Source organism: Neorhizobium sp. PAMB6630, assembly GCF_058242775.1.
This window is the reverse complement of sequence record NZ_CM177836.1, coordinates 189,241-206,461: the sequence shown is the minus strand read 5'-3', so window position 1 is coordinate 206,461 and position 17,221 is coordinate 189,241. Positions and strand designations below refer to the sequence as shown.

At 64.1% G+C, this 17,221-nt stretch carries 16 protein-coding genes and 1 riboswitch; of the genes, 11 read left to right on the top strand and 5 right to left on the bottom strand.

Features of this window, described 5'->3' with window-relative positions:
- Positions 1 to 69: 69 nt before the first annotated feature.
- Positions 70 to 1,131 carry a threonine-phosphate decarboxylase CobD gene (cobD, locus tag AC4CWF_RS00930; protein WP_491283276.1) on the bottom strand — a complete coding sequence of 354 codons (1,062 nt, stop codon included), beginning with the start codon at positions 1,129 to 1,131 and terminating at the stop codon, positions 70 to 72.
- Between cobD and cbiB the strand changes: the two genes are divergently transcribed.
- Positions 1,130 to 2,101 (top strand): adenosylcobinamide-phosphate synthase CbiB, encoded by a 972-nt coding sequence (gene cbiB, locus AC4CWF_RS00925; RefSeq protein WP_491283275.1) that lies wholly within the window; start codon positions 1,130 to 1,132, stop codon positions 2,099 to 2,101. The genes cobD and cbiB overlap by 2 nt on opposite strands.
- On the opposite strand, the gene AC4CWF_RS00920 is transcribed toward cbiB, so the two are convergent.
- Both AC4CWF_RS00920 and cobO read right to left on the bottom strand, forming a co-directional pair.
- Positions 2,085 to 3,557: a cobyric acid synthase gene (locus tag AC4CWF_RS00920; protein WP_491283274.1), complete on the bottom strand. Its 1,473-nt coding sequence runs from the start codon at positions 3,555 to 3,557 to the stop codon at positions 2,085 to 2,087. The genes cbiB and AC4CWF_RS00920 overlap by 17 nt on opposite strands.
- On the bottom strand, positions 3,557 to 4,171 hold the full coding sequence (cobO, locus tag AC4CWF_RS00915; protein WP_491283273.1) for a cob(I)yrinic acid a,c-diamide adenosyltransferase: 615 nt from the start codon (positions 4,169 to 4,171) through the stop codon (positions 3,557 to 3,559). Before cobO ends, AC4CWF_RS00920 begins: the two co-directional genes overlap by 1 nt.
- Positions 4,172 to 4,270: 99 nt before the next feature.
- A riboswitch (cobalamin riboswitch) is annotated at positions 4,271 to 4,477 on the top strand.
- Positions 4,478 to 4,606: 129 nt separating this feature from the next.
- On the opposite strand from cobO, the gene AC4CWF_RS00910 reads away from it, so the two are divergent.
- From AC4CWF_RS00910 to AC4CWF_RS00880, 7 genes are read left to right on the top strand one after another with little or no spacing between them, the layout of a single operon-like run.
- Complete coding sequence (locus AC4CWF_RS00910) at positions 4,607 to 5,032, top strand: DUF1636 family protein (protein ID WP_491283272.1); 426 nt, start codon at positions 4,607 to 4,609, stop codon at positions 5,030 to 5,032.
- Positions 5,033 to 5,043: 11 nt separating this feature from the next.
- Positions 5,044 to 6,081 (top strand): cobalamin biosynthesis protein CobW, encoded by a 1,038-nt coding sequence (gene cobW / locus AC4CWF_RS00905; protein WP_491283271.1) that lies wholly within the window; start codon positions 5,044 to 5,046, stop codon positions 6,079 to 6,081.
- Entirely contained in the window at positions 6,081 to 9,440 is a 3,360-nt protein-coding gene (cobN, locus tag AC4CWF_RS00900; protein ID WP_491283270.1) for a cobaltochelatase subunit CobN, read from the top strand. The genes cobW and cobN overlap by 1 nt, the downstream gene beginning before the upstream one ends.
- On the top strand, positions 9,437 to 10,825 hold the full coding sequence (gene cobG, locus AC4CWF_RS00895) for a precorrin-3B synthase (protein WP_491283269.1): 1,389 nt from the start codon (positions 9,437 to 9,439) through the stop codon (positions 10,823 to 10,825). The genes cobN and cobG overlap by 4 nt, the downstream gene beginning before the upstream one ends.
- Positions 10,825 to 11,457, top strand: a complete 633-nt coding sequence (locus AC4CWF_RS00890) for a precorrin-8X methylmutase (RefSeq protein ID WP_491285126.1) — start codon at positions 10,825 to 10,827, stop codon at positions 11,455 to 11,457. The genes cobG and AC4CWF_RS00890 overlap by 1 nt, the downstream gene beginning before the upstream one ends.
- Entirely contained in the window at positions 11,454 to 12,194 is a 741-nt protein-coding gene (locus AC4CWF_RS00885) for a precorrin-2 C(20)-methyltransferase (RefSeq protein ID WP_491283268.1), read from the top strand. Before AC4CWF_RS00890 ends, AC4CWF_RS00885 begins: the two co-directional genes overlap by 4 nt.
- On the top strand, positions 12,191 to 12,973 hold the full coding sequence (locus tag AC4CWF_RS00880; protein WP_491283267.1) for a precorrin-3B C(17)-methyltransferase: 783 nt from the start codon (positions 12,191 to 12,193) through the stop codon (positions 12,971 to 12,973). The genes AC4CWF_RS00885 and AC4CWF_RS00880 overlap by 4 nt, the downstream gene beginning before the upstream one ends.
- On the opposite strand, the gene AC4CWF_RS00875 is transcribed toward AC4CWF_RS00880, so the two are convergent.
- Positions 12,937 to 13,707: a cobalt-precorrin-6A reductase gene (locus tag AC4CWF_RS00875; protein WP_491283266.1), complete on the bottom strand. Its 771-nt coding sequence runs from the start codon at positions 13,705 to 13,707 to the stop codon at positions 12,937 to 12,939. The two genes, AC4CWF_RS00880 and AC4CWF_RS00875, sit on opposite strands and share 37 nt — an antisense overlap.
- Here AC4CWF_RS00875 and cbiE point away from each other — a divergent pair.
- The 3 genes from cbiE to cobM are packed head-to-tail and all read left to right on the top strand — an operon-like array spanning position 13,706 to position 16,124.
- Positions 13,706 to 14,959, top strand: coding sequence for a precorrin-6y C5,15-methyltransferase (decarboxylating) subunit CbiE (gene cbiE, locus AC4CWF_RS00870; RefSeq protein WP_491283265.1), 1,254 nt, complete (start codon positions 13,706 to 13,708; stop codon positions 14,957 to 14,959). The two genes, AC4CWF_RS00875 and cbiE, sit on opposite strands and share 2 nt — an antisense overlap.
- Positions 14,956 to 15,342, top strand: coding sequence for a cobalamin biosynthesis protein (locus AC4CWF_RS00865; protein WP_491283264.1), 387 nt, complete (start codon positions 14,956 to 14,958; stop codon positions 15,340 to 15,342). Before cbiE ends, AC4CWF_RS00865 begins: the two co-directional genes overlap by 4 nt.
- Positions 15,339 to 16,124: a precorrin-4 C(11)-methyltransferase gene (cobM, locus tag AC4CWF_RS00860; protein WP_491283263.1), complete on the top strand. Its 786-nt coding sequence runs from the start codon at positions 15,339 to 15,341 to the stop codon at positions 16,122 to 16,124. Before AC4CWF_RS00865 ends, cobM begins: the two co-directional genes overlap by 4 nt.
- Here the strand turns inward: cobM and AC4CWF_RS00855 are convergent.
- Entirely contained in the window at positions 16,067 to 17,209 is a 1,143-nt protein-coding gene (locus AC4CWF_RS00855) for a cobalt-precorrin-5B (C(1))-methyltransferase (RefSeq protein ID WP_491283262.1), read from the bottom strand. The genes cobM and AC4CWF_RS00855 overlap by 58 nt on opposite strands.
- Positions 17,210 to 17,221 lie beyond the last annotated feature (12 nt).

The following is a 17,221-nucleotide window of genomic DNA, read 5'->3' as shown; positions in this document are numbered from 1 at the left end:
CTGCCTGCGACGATCATGATGTGAAAACCTAACCCAGTACCGACAGAATGCAAACCTTTCCGACAGGCTTCAACCGCGCCAGATTTGCGCCTCAAGGCCCGATTCCAGTCGTTTCCACTCGCCGTCCTGTGGCAGGCCGATGCGCAGGCAATCCGGCCGTTCGGCAAACCTGCGAACGAGGATGCCGCACCGACCGAGATGCGCAAAGATCGCCGATGCTTCGGCATGCCTCAAATAGCGAAACAGCGTCGTGCCACCGCAAACGGGAAGGCCAGCCGCCGCCAGAAGCGCATCGAGACGCGCTGCATCCTCGCGTAACCGTTGCCGCATGGCCTGTTGCCAGTCTCTGTCGGCGAGCGCCTGAAGCCCGATGCACAAGGTTGGCCCCGGAATGGCCCAGGGACCGAGACGGGCCGACAGTTTTTGCGCAATAGCGACCGGGGCGACGGCAAAGCCCAACCGCACGCCGGCCAGACCATAAAATTTGCCGAAGGAGCGCAGGACGACCAGCCCCTCATGCACGGCACCAGCCACGCTTTGAACCGGTTCGATCACCTCCATGAAGGCCTCGTCCACGACCAGAAGCCCGCCCTTTGCCGCCATATGGCGGGAGAGTGCCAGAAGATCGCCCGCGCCAAGAAGCCGCCCGTCCGGATTGTTGGGATTGACCACGACAGCCAGATCTGTGTCAAAAAGCGCCTCAAAGTGCTGCACCTCGGCGGTGTCAAAGCCGGAAAGCTTTGCCATGCGCGCATGTTCGCCATAGGTGGGCGACAGGATAGCCGCCCGTCTTCCAGCACCGGACAGGGCGCCGAATACGGCCTCGATGATCAGCGGCAAAAGGATATGCGTGCCGGGTGCCGCGGCCAGATGATGCGGTGACGGCGCACCGTAGATTTCCGAGGCAAGACGCTTCAGACGAGCAAGATCGTCCGGCTCCGGCAGGCGGGAGAAAGCGGTGGCGGGGATGGACGAATAGGCATAAGGGTGCGGGTTGATGCCGGTGGAGAGATCGATCCACGGTTTTGCCGCTTGCGGAAACATGAGGGCCGCGCGCGCCAGATTGCCGCCGTGATCGATCGCCTGCCGCGCCTCGTCCCGCCCCTGTTGTCGATCCTGTCTGTCATCCATGGCTTTTTCTCTCGCCTTCCTGGCTTTGCTTATTGAACGGCTTGTCGGTTATCCGCAATGGCTGGTGGATCGCATCGGCCATCCGGTCATCTGGATCGGCGCGCTGATCAGCCGGCTGGAAAAACGGTTCAACGACCTCGGCCTGCCGTTCGGGCAGCGCAAGCGCAACGGCTTTTTCGCTTTTCTCATCCTGCTTTTCGCCGCTGTTCTGCCAGCGCTTCTCCTCGAAAGCGCACTGGCGTGGCTGCCGCTTGGCCTCATCGTCACGGCCCTCCTCTCCTCCAGCATGCTTGCCCAGAAAAGCCTGGAAGACCATGTGCGGGCCGTGGCCGATGCGCTGGAAACCGGCGGTCTGGAAAAAGGTCGCAAGGCCGTGTCGATGATCGTCGGACGCGATCCCGACCAGCTGGACGAAGCCGCCGTCTGCCGCGCCGCCATCGAAAGCCTTGCCGAAAACTTTTCCGATGGCGTGACCGCGCCAGCCGTCTGGCTCGGCGTCGGAGGGCTGCCCGGTGCCTGCGCCTACAAGGCCACCAATACCGCCGACAGCATGATCGGCCACCTGAACGCCCGCTACAGCGCCTACGGCTGGGCGGCAGCCCGCTTTGATGATCTCATCAACCTGCCCGCCTCGCGCCTGACGGCGCTGCTGTTCATTGCAGCCGCCGCCCTTCTGCCGGGCGCGTCGGCGAAAGCGGCCTGGGCTGCGGTGCGGCGTGATGCGCGCCACCACAAATCGCCCAACGCCGGCTGGCCAGAGGCCGCCATAGCCGGCGCGCTGGGCCTCGGTCTTGCAGGCCCCCGCGTTTATGGCGGGGTCCTGGTCGAGGATCATGTGATGGGAGAGGGCGGACGGCGCGAGGCGACCAGCGCGGATATTCGCCGCGCGCTTGCCCTTTCGCGTATCGCAGACCTATTGCTGATCATCCTCTTCGGGCTCCTCGCCCTCCTCTTTACCGTGCGAGGCTGAGCAAGAGATCCAGATCGAGATGCCGTTCCAGATGGGCGGCGAGCCGGTCGAGCACGTCCTCCACGCCCTGTTCGTAATCAAGCCGCGTTTCATCGCCGCCAAGCCGCGTCAGCCATGACGAGCGCTGGCGGTCATCGGCAAACAGGCCGTGGATATAGGTGCCGCTGACCAGCCCGTCGGCCGAGCAAGCCCCTTCCGGTTCACCGCCGATCTGGGCAAAGCATCGCGTCCGGTCCAGTCCGGTCGTTTCACCGACATGCATTTCATAGCCGGCAAAGGAGTTTCCATCGGCCGTCTCGCCGGAGACTGCGACGAGATGTTTTTGCCCGGTCAGCCGGGTTTCCACGTCGAGGAGGCCGAGCCCCTGTTCCACGGCACCGGCGGGACCTTCGATACCCTCGGGATCCGCCACCGTCTTGCCGAGCATCTGATATCCGCCGCAAAGGCCGAGCACCGGCTTGCCACGGCGACGGTGGGCGGCGATATCGATATCCAGACCGGATTGCTTGAGCACCTGCAGGTCTGCAATCGTGGCTTTTGAACCAAGAAGCAGCACAAGATCGGCATCGGCTGGAAGAACCTCCCCCGGTCTTACCCGCACAAGCTCCACCTGTGGTTCGGCATCCAGCGGATCGAGATCATCGAAATTGGATACATGCGGCAGGATCGGCACGGCAATGCGGAGTTTGGTGCCGACCTTTGCGGCGGGTCTGGATTGAAGCGCCAGCGCATCCTCGGCCGGAAGACTTGTGGCTTCGGCAAAATGCGGCAGGAGGCCGATGGGTGCCCAGCCGGTAAAACCCTCAATCATCGTCATGCCCTCGGCAAACAGCGTCGGGTCACCGCGAAAGCGGTTGACGATAAAGGCGCGGATCATCGCGGCATCTTGCGGCTCCAGCACCAGTTTCGTGCCGGCAAGGCTTGCGATCACGCCGCCGCGGTCGATATCACCGATCAGCACCACCGGCACGTCGGCGGCCCGCGCAAAACCCATATTGGCAATGTCATTGCGCCGCAGGTTCACCTCCGATGCGCTGCCCGCCCCCTCCACCAGCACCAGATCGGCCTCGGCTTTCAGGCGGGAAAAGCTGTCGAGCACGCGCGGCATCAGGCCGGCCTTGATCTCCTGGTATTCGGCAGCCTTGGCATTGCCTTCCACACGGCCCTGCACCACCAGCTGCGCGCCAACCTCGCTCTGGGGTTTCAGAAGCACCGGGTTCATGTGGACGGAAAGCGGCGCCCGCGCCGCACGCGCCTGCAGCGCCTGCGCCCGGCCAATTTCGCCGCCATCGGCGGTCACCGCCGCATTGTTCGACATGTTCTGCGGCTTGAACGGCAGAACACGAAGCCCGCGCAGGGTGAACGCACGCGCAAGCCCCGCCACGATGAGCGATTTGCCGACATCCGAACCGGTGCCCTGGAACATCAATGCCTTGGCGGGTCGTTGCTGCGTCATCAGAACTCGATCCCGGCCTGCGCCTTCACGCCTGCCTTGAAGTGATGTTTCACCAGCGTCATCTCGGTCACCATGTCGGCGGCCTCGATGAGCGCAGGCTTGGCATTGCGCCCGGTGACGATGACATGCAGGTCCGGCCGGCGGGCTGAGAGATCGGCAATCACCCGCTCGAGATCGAGGTAATCGTAGCGCAGTGCAATGTTCAACTCGTCGAGGATCAAGAGGCCGACGTCAGGCTCGGCCATCATCTCCAGCGCCTTGTCCCAGGCGCGTTCGGCGGCGGCCACGTCGCGTTTCAGGTCCTGCGTGTCCCAGGTAAAACCCTCGCCCATCGTGTGCCAGATCATCCGGTCGCCAAACGCCTGCAGCGCCACGCGCTCGCCCGTATCCCAGGCACCCTTGATGAATTGCACCACCGCCACCTTGCGGCCATGGCCGAGCATGCGCAGCGCAAGCCCGAAGGCTGCCGTCGATTTGCCCTTGCCGGGGCCGGTATTGACGATCAGCAGACCCTTTTCGAGGGTCTTTTCCGCCACTTCCGCATCCTGCACGGCCTTGCGGTTTTCCATCTTGCGGCGGTGGCGTTCGGCCTCGCGTTCGTCGATTTCCTTCATCAGGCTCTCCTGGCGCATCCTCGGGAGGCGGGACTATAGTCGAACCTTTTCCCGCGGCAATGCCTTGCGCGCTGCCATTGACACGCAAGCGGCTAAGCGCATAGTGACAGGGACAACGGTCTTTTCCCGGCAACGGGGAAAGCTAAGAGGGAACGTGGTGCGGTTTTTCAAAAACCTAAACCACGGCTGCCCCCGCAACTGTAAGCGGGTAGTCCGGCGCATCAGGCCACTGAAGGCAACTTCGGGAAGGCGGCGCACGGGCGACGATCCGCGAGCCAGGAGACCTGCCGTTGACGACAGATGATCCAGCCGGGCGGGGTGCTCCGGAACGGATAGTTTTCGAAAGACAGGGGGGCGCCGAGGGCAGCCTTCCGTGTCTGCACCCCGCTATCGTTTGACAGGCCGTTCAGGCACATCGGTAAAGGTGGGGTGACAGTGGATTTATCAGCACGAAACGAGCGTCCAGAGACGGCGGATATCCCCGTCCGTGCGGTTATCGTGCATGTCTGCGAAACCTGCCGCAGCGCCACGCAAGACCCGGCAGCCCCCCGTGAGGGCGCCGTGCTGGCACAAAACCTTGCTCACCATAACGAACCCGGCATCGAGGTGAAGAGTGTTGCCTGCCTTGCCAATTGCAAGCGGGGCCTCAGCGCCAGCATCCAGAGCAGCACCGGCTGGAGCTATATTTTCGGTGATCTCACCACCGAGAGCGGCGAGGATCTTCTCATGGGCGCGCGCCTGCTTGCCGGCTCGGCCGATGGGCTGATGCCGTGGAAAGGCCGCCCGGACAGCCTGAAACGCGGCATGATTGCCCGCATTCCGCCGTTTCCGCCCGTTCAATCCCAGAACCAGAAGCCTTGAAGGACGATCCCATGACCTCTTCCCTCGCCCGCATTCCCTGCACGGTTGTCACCGGCTTTCTCGGCGCCGGCAAAACCACGCTGCTTGCCCAGGCGCTGCAGAACATCAAGGGCAAGCGGCTTGCCATCATCGTCAACGAGTTCGGTGATGTCGGCATCGATGGCGAGATCCTGAAAAGCTGCGGCATCGAAAACTGCCCCGAAGACAACATCATTGAGCTGGCGAACGGCTGCATCTGCTGCACGGTGGCCGATGATTTCGTGCCGGCGATCGACCGCATTCTGGCGATGGAACCGAAGGTGGATCATATCCTGATCGAAACCTCCGGCCTTGCACTGCCGAAGCCCCTGATCCAGGCCTTCCAGTGGCCGAGCGTCAAAAGCCGCGTGACCGTGGATGGCGTGATCGCCGTTGTGGACGGGCTGGCGCTGGCCGAAGGCCGCGTGGCCGACGACATGGAGGCACTGGCGGCGCAGCGGGTCAACGACGACGCGCTCGACCATGACGACCCCGTCGAGGAAGTGTTCGAAGACCAGATTGCCTGCGCCGATCTCGTCATTCTCACCAAGGCCGATCTTCTTTCCGCTGCCGATCTGGAAAAGGCCCGCGCCCATGTGAGCGCCCACCTGCCGCGTGCGGTGCGCATCGTCAATTCTGAAAAGGGCGCGGTCGATCCGGCCGTGTTCATCGGCCTCGGGCTTGCCGTCGAGGACGACATCGAGAACCGCAAGACGCATCACGATGATGAACTGGACCACGAGCACGACGATTTCGACAGCTTTGTTCTTGATATCTCCGCAATTTCTGATCCCGAAAGCCTCAGCCGGCGCATTGCCGATGTGACGGCGGCCGAAAAGGTACTGCGCATCAAGGGTTATGTGGAAGTAAAGGGCAAGCCTATGCGGCTTCTGGTGCAGGCCGTCGGCCCGCGCGTGAACCATTATTTTGACCGCGCCTGGGGTGTCGGCGAAGACCGTCGTTCGCGCCTTGTCGTGATCGGCGAAAAGGGCATCGATGCCGCCCGAATCGGACAAATATTGGCGGCCTGATGCACATCCTTGCCACCACATCCTCGTCGCTCGACGATCTGATCGAACCGGTCGATCTCAACCAGACGCCGGGCGATGTGGTGGTGCTGTCCTTTACCGACAGCGACCTGAACGGCATGGCATCCGCCTGGGACAGGCTGTCGCGCGCAGACCTGTCGCTGCGCCTTGCCCAGCTTTCAGACCTGCGCCACCCGATGTCCGTCGATCTCTGGATCGACAAGGTCGCCCGCCATGCACGGGTGCTGATGGTGCGCGTGCTCGGCGGTTATGACCGCTGGCGTTACGGGGTCGAAGAGCTTTCGCATCTGGCGCGCCGGAACAAAATTCCCCTCATTCTTCTGCCCGGTGAATGCAGCGAGACGGACGACCGCCTGACGGCCGCCTCCACCGTATCCACCGACGAGATCACCCGCCTCCTCGCCTTCTTCCGCGAGGGCGGGCCTGACAATCTCGACCGGCTGGCGACAAGTCTTTTCGCGCTGGCAGATGGTCGAGGCGACGTGCGGCCGGTGGCTGAGGCCGTGCCAAAACTTGGCTTTTACCGGCCCGGCCACGGCGTGGTCTCCCTTCCAGAGGCGCTGGAGGGTTTGGCGGGCAAAAAAATCCTGCCGCTCCTGTTTTACCGTTCCATGCTGCTTGCCGGCGATATCGCCCCCATCGATGCGCTGTCGCAAGCGCTTGCCGCGCGCGGCTTTGCGCCGCTTCCTGTCTTCGTGCCGGGGCTGAAGGATGCGGGAACCCTCACCTTCCTCCACGAGACGTTGTCGCGCCTTGAGCCTGCCGCGATCATCACCGCGACAGCCTTTGCCAGCCACGCGGAACCGGACGGAAAAACCCTGTTCGACCGGCTCGGCGTGCCGGTTTTTCAGGCTGTCATCGCCACCACAAAACGCGAGGCCTGGATCGGCAGCCAGCGCGGGCTCGGACCCTCGGATCTGGCCATGCATGTGGTGCTGCCGGAACTGGATGGGCGCATACTGGCCGGCGTGCTCTCCTTCAAGGCCGAGCGCGAAGGCGACACGGCCTATGGTTTTTCGGGCTTTGCCAACCGCCCGGAGCCCGACCGGGTGGAGGCCGTGGCAGACCGCATCGCCCGGCATCTGGCGCTTCAGCAGACGCCGCGGGCTGAGCGCCGGATCGTCATCCTGATGCCGGATTATCCGGGCGCTGCCGGCCGCACCGGTTATGCGGTCGGTCTGGATGTGCCGGAAAGCGTGCGGCAGATGCTCATTCAGTTAGCCGGGCAAGGATATGGCGTTTCGGATATTCCCGACACGGCAAAGGCGCTGATGGACCGGATCCTGACCGGATCGCAGCACCTCGCCCGCGACGATTATGCGCGCTATCTCGCCACCCTGCCGGACGACGCCAAAAATGCCGTCACCGCCACCTGGGGCGAACCGCAGGCGGACGAAGCGTTTGGGCCAGATGGCTTTTCCTTCCACGCCGCCCGTTTCGGCAATATCACGGTCGCCCTTGCACCAGATCGCGGCCGCGAAGCTGACCGGCGCACCGATTATCACGATCCGGCCCGCCCGCCGCGCCATGCGCTGATCGCCTTCGGAGCCTGGATGCAGCGCGATCTGAAGGCCCATGCCATCGTGCATGTTGGCGCCCATGGCACGCTGGAATGGCTGCCGGGCAAGACGGTGGCGCTGACGAAAAGCTGCTTTCCAGACCTTGTTACCGGGCATCTGCCGGTGATCTATCCCTTTATCGTGTCCAATCCCGGCGAGGCGGCGGTTGCCAAACGGCGGATTGCAGCGCTGACCCTTGGCCATCTGCCGCCGATCCTTGCCGAAGCTGGGCTGTCCGAGGCCCAGCAGAAGCTGGAACTTCTGGTCGATGAATATGCGCAGGCCGACGGGCTGGATCGCCGCCGCCGAGACCGTCTGGCAAAACTGATCATCGAGGCGGCAGAGGAAACCGGCCTTGCCGGCGAGGCCGGCGTTTCGCACACCGACGATCCCGATACCGCGCTGTCGCGCATCGATGCGTTTCTCTGCGACCTCAAGGACTTTGCCATCAAGGACGGCCAGCATGTCTTTGGCCAGGAAGACGCGCGCGAGACGGACCCGGCGCGCACCGACAGTGTTTTGCGCGAGCGCCAGAGCCTGATGGATGCGCTGGATGGCCGCCATATCAGCCCCGGCCCTTCCGGTGCGCCGGCGCGAGGCCGGCGTGACGTGCTGCCGACGGGCCGCAATCTCTACGCCTCCGATCCGCGCACCATGCCGACGCCGACCGCCTTCGAGCTTGGAAAACTTGCCGCCGACGAGGTGATCCGACGCTACATGCAGGATTATGGCGACTGGCCAAAAAGCCTCGTCATCGACCTCTGGGGCAGTGCGACGCTTCGAAGCGGCGGCGAGGAGGTGGCGCAGGGGCTGGCACTGATGGGCGCGCGCCCGGTGCAGGACCCGGCAACGGGGCGCGTGACCGGCATCGAGGTTCTGCCGCCGGCGCATCTCGGGCGGCCGCGCGTTGACGTGACATTCCGTATTTCCGGCCTGTTTCGCGATATGTTTCCGGCCCTTATCGCGCTTCTCGATGCAGCAGTGCGCGCAATTGCCGCCCGCACCGATGAGGCAGGCGGCGACAATCCGCTCGCAGAAACGGCCATGGGCGAAGGCTCGGCCCCTGCCCGCATCTTCGGCTCTGCACCCGGCACCTATGGTTCCGGCATCGAGGAACAGCTTTCGTCCGGTGACTGGGACAACCGCGAGGATCTCGGCCGCGCCTATCTTTCCATGACCAGCCATGCCTTTGGCGGGCCTGATGGCGAGGAACGGCAGGCCGGCGCGCTGTTTGAAGAGCGCGTGCGGAGCGCAGACCTTCTCGTCCACACCGGTGACGACCCCGGCCGAGACCTGCTCGACGGCTCCGGCGATGTCGCCTTCATCGGCGGTTTTGCGGCAGCCGTCGCAGCCCTTGGCGGCAAGGCGGATGTGATTGCGCTCGACACCACCGACCCCCAGCGCCCACGCGCCCGTTCGATCACGGAAGCGATCACCCGCGTGGTGCGCGCCCGCGCCGTCAACCCGCGCTTCATCGCCGGCCAGATGCGCCACGGCCCGCGCGGGGCCGCCGAATTTGCCGAAACCGTGGACCGGCTCGTCGGTTTTGCCGAAACCACGCAAGCGGTTCCGCAAGGGCTGATCGAGGCCGTCTATGATGCCTATGTGGCAGACGAGACGGTGCGCGATTTCGTGCTCGACCAGAACCCGGAAGCTGCCGGCGCCATAGCCGACCGGCTGATGTCGGCGCGCCGGCGCGGTCTCTGGCAGCCGCGCCGCAATTCGGTGGACCGCGAACTGGAAGCCCTGCGCGGCTTTGCGCGGGAAAGGCAGCGCCGATGACGACGGCACCGGCCAGCTCCCTTACGCTTCCTTCCTCCCTTGCGCCCTTCTCTCCCCTGGCTCGTGGCGCCTGCCCGGCGCTCTCTGCCCCGATGCAGACCGGTGACGGGCTTTTGACCCGCGTGGCGCTGGCAGCCCCCATCCGGCCCGACCAGTTGTCCAACCTCTGCGATCTCTCGCGCCAATACGGCAATAGCATTCTCGATATCACCGCGCGCGGCAACCTGCAGATCCGCGGACTTGGCGAGCAATCCGCCACAGATCTGGAACGGATGGTGCGCGGTCTTTCGCTGCCGCTGCGCGAAGGGCTTGCCGTGGAATGGTCTCCGCTTGCCGGTGAAGATGTTTTCGAAGTTGCCGATCCGCGCCCGCTCGGACAGGCGATCATCGCACGTGGCCGGCCTCTGGCGGACCGCCTTGCGCCAAAACTTTCCGTGGTGGTGGAGGGCGGTGGCACGATCCGGCTCGACCATCTGCTCGCCGATATCAGGCTGACGGCGATGCGCCAAAACGGCGCCCTCCACTGGTTGCTGACGCTTGGCGGGACGGCAGAGACAGGCCGCAAGCTAGGGCTGGTTGCTGATGAATATGCAGCCGAGGTGACCCAGGATCTTCTGGAGCATCTGGTGCGGCTTGGCCCAAAAGCCCGCGGACGCGATATTGACCCTGTGCATCCCGATATTCAGGAGCTTGGCATTCAGAACCGGATATCGCGGCTGACACCGGACACCGCAAATGCCGACCCTGCGCATCCGTCACCCTTCGGCCTTTTTCCGCTTGCCGCCCCCCTCTGCGCTCTGCGCATCGCGCTACCATTCGGGCAGATGGATGCCGCGCGTTTGGCGGCTTTGGCAGAGGTTTCCACGCACGCCGGCATCCTCTGGCTGAAACCTGCGCCTGATCATGCGCTGGTGTTTGCCGGGCCGGAACAGGCTTGCATCCAGATGCTCGATCACGCTGAAAAATCAGGCTTCATCACCGGCGCCAGTGATCCGCTAGCGGAAATTGCCGCCTGCCCCGGCGCACCCGCCTGCCGCACCGGCCGCTACCTCACCCACGAAACCGGCCGCTTTGCCGCGCGGGAGGCTTCAACACTGCTTGATGGCTCCGTGCGCCTGCATCTTTCCGGCTGCGCCAAGGGTTGCGCGCATCCGGGCCCCGCCACGTTGACATTCGTCGGCGCTGAGGCGGGCACGCATCTTGTTTTTGAGGGCAAAACCGCCGATACCCCGCTCAAAACCCTTGTCCCGCACACGGAAACCGCAGCCCTTGCCGCACTTGACCGGCTGGTGCGCCTTCAGCGCCAGCCCACCGAGACGAGCCGCGACTGTCTGGCCCGCCTTGATCCGCAGGTGATTGCGGCGGCGCTTTCTGAAAGTAGATGATGACCGACTACGACTATATTCGCGACGGCGATGCGATCTACGCCAAATCCTTCGCCATCATCCGCGAGGAAGCCGATCTCTCAGCCTTTTCGCCCGATGAGGCAGACGTCGCAATCCGCATGATCCATGCCTGCGGCCTGGTGGAGGCTGCCGCGCATTTCCGCTTTTCGCCAACCTTTGTTGAGGCGGCACGGGGTGCGCTTTCTGCCGGGCGCCCGATCTTCTGCGATGCGCAGATGGTGGCCCACGGCGTGACACGCGCCCGCCTTGCCAACAAGAACGAGGTGATCTGCACGCTGCGCGACCCGCAGACGCCTGATATTGCCAAACGCATCGGCAACACCCGTTCGGCGGCCGCACTGGAGCTTTGGGCAGACCAGCTGGAGGGCGCGATCGTTGCCATCGGCAATGCCCCGACGGCGCTGTTTTATCTCTTGGAAATGCTCGATCGCGGTTGTCCCCGTCCTGCCGCCATCATCGGCATGCCCGTCGGCTTCGTCGGCGCCGCCGAAAGCAAGGATGCGCTTGCAGAACATAAGCTCGGCATTCCCTATGCCATCGTGAAAGGCCGCATGGGCGGCTCGGCCATGACAGCTGCCGCCGTCAATGCACTGGCGAGGGCCGGGCTTTGAGCGAGATTACAAGCGGAAAACTGATCGGCGTCGGCACCGGTCCGGGAGACCCGGACCTGTTGACGTTGAAGGCGGTCAAGGCGCTCAACGCAGCGGATGTGGTTGCCTTTTTTGCCAAGCGCGGTGCGCGTGGCAATGGACGCACCATCGTTGACGGCCATATGCGCGCCGATGTGATCGAACTGCCGCTTATCTATCCGGTGACGGTGGAAGAGCATAAGGACAGCGAAAGCTACAAAAGCGCCATCGACGGTTTTTTCGACGAATCGGCCTCCCAAATCGCCCTCCACCTGCAGGCAGGGCGCACCGTTGCGGTGCTGAGCGAGGGCGATCCGCTGTTTTATGGCTCCTATATGCATCTGCACCTGCGGCTTGCGCCGCATTTTCCGGCCGAAGTCATTCCCGGTGTCACCGCCATGTCCGGCTGCTGGTCGATGGCCAACCTGCCGCTGGTCCAGGGCGACGATATTTTGAGCGTGCTTCCAGGCACGCTTTCCGAAGAGATGCTGGCAGAGCGGCTGGCCGGCACAGATGGCGCCGTCATCATGAAGGTTGGCCGCAACCTGCCAAAAATCCGCCGCGCGCTGTCTTGCGTCGGCAAGCTGGAAGGCGCCGTTTACGTGGAGCGTGGTACCATGGCAAATGGCGCCGCGATGCCGCTTGTTGAGCGCGACGAACTGCTGCCGGCCCCCTATTTTTCGCTGGTGCTGGTGCCCGGCTGGAAAGGCAGGCCATGAGCGAAAACCTTGTCCCCACCGGCCGGCTGACCGTCGTCGGCCTTGGGCCGGGAAGCCCGCTTCAAGTCACCCCGGAAGCGCTTGCTGCCTGCGAAGAAGCCACCGATTTTTTCGGTTATGGCCCCTATGTCGAACGTCTTACGCTCCTCCCCCACCAGCGCCGGCACGCCTCGGACAATCGCGAGGAAATTTCGCGCGCGGCCGCAGCGCTTGAGCTTGCCGCCAGCGGCGGAAAAGTCTGCGTGGTCTCAGGTGGAGATCCCGGCGTGTTTGCCATGGCGGCGGCCGTCTGCGAGGCCATCGAAGCCGGGCCACCCGCCTTTCGGCAGGTGGAATTTTCCGTGGTGCCTGGCGTCACAGCCATGCTGGCGGTGGCGGCCAAGGCCGGCGCACCGCTTGGCCACGATTTCTGCGCCATATCGCTCTCCGACAACCTGAAACCGTGGGGCGTTATCGAAAAGCGGCTGATCGCTGCCGCAGAAGCCGGCTTCGTCATGGCTTTCTACAACCCCGTCAGCAAGGCGCGGTCGCACCAGCTGGGCGAAGCGTTTGACATTTTGCGCGCGCATCTGCCCGGCACCGTGCCGGTGATTTTTGGCCGCGCGGCGGGAAGACCCGACGAAAAGATCCGCATCGAACCTTTGGCCGATGCCCGCGCCGACATGGCCGACATGGCCACCTGCATCATCGTCGGCTCGGTGGAAACCCGGCTGATTGCCCGCGATGGGCAGGCGTCGCTCGTTTATTCGCCCCGCAGCTGGTCGGCAGGAAAGGCCTGAGCGACATGGTCGGCAAGTGCCTCCACGGTCTGGAAAGAAAAGACATCCGGCAGAACCGGGCGACGGATCATGATGACGTCGAGGCCAAGTTTTCGTGCCGCAACGATCTTGCCATAACTTGCCGCACCGCCGGAATTCTTCGAGACGATCACCTCAACGAGATTGTCGCGCAGCAGCGTAATTTCATCCTCCTCAGCAAACGGGCCGCGGGCGGTGATGTAGCGCACATCGGGAAGCTCCAGCGGCGGCTCGACCGCATCGACGCTGCGCACGAGATACCGATGCTGCGGCGCGGCCTCGAAGGGCAGCAGTTCCTGCCGGCCGAGCGCCAGAAACGCAGAACGCGGCGCGGTCCCCAGACTTGCCACCGCCTGTTCCACGCTTTCCACCTCCTGCCAGCGATCGCCGGGCAGCCTGTCCCAGCCCGGCCGGCGAAGCGCAACCAGAGGAATTTTGGCCATGCGGGAAGCCTTATCGGCATTGGCGGAGATGCCCGCGGCATACGGATGGGTGGCGTCGATCATCAGGTCGAATCGGTTTTCAACGAGATAGTGTGCCAACCCTTCGGCGCCGCCAAAACCGCCGGTGCGCACCGGAACAGGCTGCTCGACCGGCGTTTTCGTGCGTCCGGCCAGCGACAGTTCCAGCCGGAAACGGTTGAACGCCGCCAATTTTCCAGCAAGCTGGCGCGCCTCCGTGGTGCCGCCGAGAATGAGAATGGAGTGCAAGGCCATGGCTCCTGAACAGGAAAAAACCCTTGTAGCGCAAGCACCCTGGTTGTCCATTGTCGGCATCGGCGAAGACGGCCTTGCCGGACTTGGCGACAATGCCAAGGCCGCAATTGCCAGTGCTGAAACCGTATTCGGCGGGCGGCGGCATCTGGATCTCGCACGCGACGCCATCACCGGCAAGGCCTGCCCCTGGCCGCAGCCTTTCGATGCGGCGATGGCGGATGTGCTTGCCCTTCGCGGATTGAAAACCTGCGTACTGGCATCTGGAGATCCGTTTTTCTTCGGCGTCGGCGTTACGCTTGCACGGCATCTTCAACCCGGCGAATTCCGCGCCTATCCCGCCCCGTCGGCCTTTTCGCTGGCGGCTGCCCGGCTTGGCTGGGCGCTTCAGGATGTGGACACCGTTTCGCTGCACGGCCGCCCGCTTGACCTGATCCGCCCGCTTCTGCATCCGGGGCGAAAGCTCCTTGCCCTCACCTCGGATGCCGCAGGGCCGCAAGCGCTGGCCGGCTTGCTAAGCACAAGTGGTTTTGGGCATAGCCGACTAACGATACTGGAGGCGCTGGGCGGAACGCAAGAAAAAATCCGTTCGGTTGACGCGCATGCCTTCGCCTTCACCGACATCGATCCGCTCAATCTCGTGGCCATCGAGGTGAAGGCGGATGCAGCAGCGAGAATTCTGCCGCTCGGCTTCGGGCTTTCCGACGATCTGTTCGAGCATGACGGCCAGATCACCAAACGGGAAATCCGTGCCATGACGCTGTCGGCGCTGTCTCCCCGGCGCGGCGAACTGTTGTGGGATATCGGTGCGGGCTCCGGCTCCATCGGCATCGAATGGATGCTGGCGCATCCCTCCCTTCACACCATTGCCATCGAACATCACGGGGAACGGGCAGCGCGCGTTCGCCGCAATGCCGCAAGCTTTGGCGTGCCCGGGCTTCGGCTGATGGAAGGCAAGGCGCCGGATGCGCTGGCCGGCCTGCCGCAGCCGGATGCCATTTTCATCGGCGGTGGCGGCAGCGGCGACGGAGTGCTGGAAGCCGCGCTTTCTGCCCTGAAGATCGGCGGGCGGCTGGTGGCGAACGCCGTGACGCTGGAAATGGAGCAGGTTCTGCTGGCAGCCCATGCAAGGCTTGGCGGCACGCTGACGCGCATATCCGTCGATCGGGCCGAACCGGTCGGGCGCATGACGGGCTGGCGTGCGGCCATGCCCGTGACCCAATGGATTTTCATCAAGAAGGAGTTGACCACATGATCGCAGCCGGTATCGGATGCCGCAAGGGAACCACCGCAGAAACGGTTCTCGCCGTTCTGAATGAAGCGCTCGCCGCCTGCGGCCGGGCCGGCGAACGCCCGCAGAGGCTTGCCACAGGCGCGCTAAAAGCGGAGGAAGCCGGGCTTCTGGAAGCCGCCGAACAGCTTGGCATTTCCCTCACCATCATCTCCGATCCGGAGATGGAGGACGTGTCGCCGCGCACGCTGACGCTCTCCACCCACAGCATGGCGCATGTCGGCATTCCAAGCTTCTGCGAGGCGGCAGCCCTTGCTGCTGCCGGAAAAAGCGGGCGCCTCGTCGGGCCGCGCCATGTGGCACAGGGCGTCACCTGCGCCATCGCCATTGTCGAGGAAGCTGCATGACGGTCCACTTCATCGGCGCCGGCCCCGGTGCGGCAGACCTGATCACGGTGCGCGGGCGCGATATCATCGCCCGCTCGCCGGTCTGTCTTTATGCCGGCTCGATCGTGCCGCGCGAACTTCTGGCCTATTGCCCGCCTTGTGCCCGCATCGTCGATACGGCCTCGCTGTCGCTCGAAGACATCGAGGCCGAATATCTGCGCGCCCATCAGGCGGGCGAGGATGTGGCGCGGCTGCATTCGGGCGATCTCTCCGTCTGGAGTGCGGTGGCCGAACAGATGCGCAGGCTCGACCGGCTGGGCATCGATTATACGTTGACGCCCGGCGTTCCCTCCTTTGCCGCTGCTGCTGCTGCATTGAAGCGCGAACTCACCATACCCGAAGTCGCCCAGAGCCTGATCCTCACTCGCATTTCCGGCCGTGCATCAAAAATGCCCGAGGGCGAAACGCTGGCAAACTTTGCTGCGACCGGCGCAACGCTTGCCATTCATCTGGCCATCCACGCGCTGGAACGGGTGGTGACGGAACTGACGCCCTTTTACGGCGCCGATTGCCCGGTCGCCATCGTCGTCAAGGCAAGCTGGCCGGACGAAAAGATCCTGCGCGGCACGCTTGCCGATATTGCCGCACAGGTGGCCGCAGACCCGATCGAGCGCACGGCGCTGATCCTTGTTGGCCCGGGTCTGAGGGCGGAAGATTTTCGCGAGAGCGCGCTTTACAGCACCGATTACGTGCGCAGGTTCCGCTCGCCCGAGATCATTGCCAGCGGCAAGGATGAGGCATGATCGGACGGCGTGAACGGCGCTTGCCCCATCAGCCTGCCATCCCGGTCGAACACCAGGATTTCAAGCGCGATGGCCGGGTTGACGAGAGCAGACGCCGCCGTTTTCCAGGCAAGGGCGGCAATACGATCGCCGAGCGGCAGGATTTCCGCTTCCGCCAGCTGAAAAGCTTCGGCCACCGTATTGGCCGCACGGATCTTGTCCGCCAGCGTTTCACTGCCACCCGCTTCGCGCGCCAGGCTGGCCAGCGCTTCGAGATCGGCAAGACCGCGCTTGGAATGCACATCGAGCATGCCCTGCGCGAGCTTCGTCATCTTGGCAACACCGCCGGCAACCGTCACCCGTTCGACCGGATGTTTCTTCAGGTATTTGAGCATGCCGCCAACGAAATCGCCCATGTCGAGAAGCGCCGTTTCCGGCAGGCCGTGATGCGCCTGCACGGCCTTTTCGGACGTCATGCCGGTGGCGCCGGCCACATGGGTCAGCCCCTCGGCGCGCGCCACATCGATGCCACGCCAGATGGAATGGATCCAGGCCGAGCAGGAAAACGGAATGACGATGCCGGTGGTGCCGAGAATGGAAAGCCCGCCGATAATGCCGAGCCGCCCGTTCAGCGTTTTCTCAGCCATAACCGCGCCGCCGGGCACGGAAATCTCCACGTCGAAGTCGGCCACATCCGGGGATACTTCGGCAAGGGCGGCGGCAATCATCTGACGCGGCACCGGGTTGATCGCGGGTTCGCCGGGCGGGATCGCAAGACCGGCGCGGGTGACCATGCCGACACCTTCACCGGCCAGGAACCGCAGGCCAGCCCCTTGCTGCCCGCGCCGCAGCGTGCAGACGATGAGGGCGCCATGGGTGACATCCGGGTCGTCGCCGGCATCCTTGATAATGCCGGCCCGGGCAAAACCGTCGCCAGCCTCTTCAAGCGCCAGCGTAAAACCGGGGCGCTGGCCGCCGGGCAGCGTGATCTCCACCAGATCCGGAAACCCCTCTCCCATCAACGCCAGACAGGCGGCCTTGGCCGCCGCTGCCGCGCAGGTTCCCGTGGTCCAGCCACGGCGCAGGGTTTTGGGATCGATCTCCATCCCTTCGTCTAT